The organism is Novosphingobium rosa NBRC 15208, from assembly GCF_001598555.1.
GTDB lineage: Bacteria > Pseudomonadota > Alphaproteobacteria > Sphingomonadales > Sphingomonadaceae > Novosphingobium > Novosphingobium rosa.
The window spans coordinates 1-866 of the sequence record NZ_BCZE01000182.1 but is presented as its reverse complement, the minus strand read 5'-3'; the positions used below and the strand labels follow the sequence as shown (position 1 = coordinate 866).

Below are 866 nucleotides of genomic sequence, written 5' to 3'. Positions count from 1 at the left end.
CAGATCCCCACCGATCCGCGGCTTTTCGATCTGGAAAAGGCCGCGCAAAGCCAGACCTATTGCGATGACATCAAGGGGCTTCTGGCCGACAAGGGTCTGGAGATCACCGAACTCTCCACCCATCTGCAGGGGCAGCTGGTGGCGGTGCATCCGGCCTATGATGCGCAGTTCGACGGCTTTGCCGCGCCGCATGTGCGCGGCAATCCGGCAGCGCGGCAAGAGTGGGCGGTCGAGCAGGTGAAGCTGGCGGCGGTGGCCTCGCGCCGCCTGGGGCTGACCACGCATGCGTCCTTCTCGGGCGCTTTGGCATGGCCTTACGTGTATCCTTGGCCGCAGCGTCCCGCTGGTCTGGTGGAGGATGCTTTCGACGAACTGGCCCGGCGGTGGAAGCCGATCCTCGATGTCTTCGATGAGAATGGCGTGGATATCGGCTTCGAGCTGCATCCCGGCGAAGACCTGCACGATGGCGTGACCTTCGAGATGTTCCTCGACCGCGTTGGCAACCATCCGCGCGCCAACATCCTCTACGATCCCAGCCATTTCGTGCTGCAGCATCTCGACTATCTGGCTTTCATCGACATCTATCATGAGCGCATCAAATGCTTCCATGTGAAGGATGCCGAACTGCGCACCAATGGCCGCAGCGGCGTCTATGGCGGCTATCAGAGCTGGGTGGACCGGCCCGGACGGTTCCGCTCGCTGGGCGACGGGCAGGTCGATTTCACGCAGATCTTCAGCAAGATGGCGCAGTATGACTACGCCGGCTGGGCCGTGCTGGAGTGGGAATGCGCCCTCAAGCACCCCGAGGATGGCGCGGCGGAAGGCGCTCCCTTTATTGCGCAACACATCATCCGCACCACACCCCA

1 protein-coding gene is annotated in these 866 nt (G+C 62.7%); it reads left to right on the top strand.

Features of this window, described 5'->3' with window-relative positions; genetic code table 11:
• On the top strand, nt 1-866 hold an 866-nt coding region (locus tag SR3_RS30310; protein WP_068095154.1), incomplete at both ends, for a sugar phosphate isomerase/epimerase family protein.